This is a genomic window from Photobacterium sp. R1 (genome assembly GCF_054600795.1).
Genome location: NZ_BAAHZP010001031.1, coordinates 1 through 233, shown reverse-complemented (window position 1 = coordinate 233; position 233 = coordinate 1). Strand labels below are relative to the sequence as shown.

Below are 233 nucleotides of genomic sequence, written 5' to 3'. Positions count from 1 at the left end.
TGTCTTGCGTCATGTTCAGCAGCTCAATAATGTCATCACGACGGATGAGATTACCGGTCGGATTGTTGGGGCTGCAGACGAATACCAGTTTGACGTCATCCAGATTATCGGCAATAGAAGGTAAATCCAGCTGCCAGTCCGCAGTCAGCGGTACCTGCTTTACGCCTACATCAACAGTTTCCGCGCTGATACTGTACTTGCCGTAAGTCGGCGGGCAGTAAAGAATGCTGTCT

The 233-nt window shown here is 50.2% G+C and carries 1 protein-coding gene; it reads right to left on the bottom strand.

Annotated elements, in window-relative coordinates; genetic code table 11:
* On the bottom strand, positions 1–233 hold a 233-nt coding region (locus ACYP03_RS28190), incomplete at both ends, for an aminotransferase class I/II-fold pyridoxal phosphate-dependent enzyme (protein ID WP_459782962.1).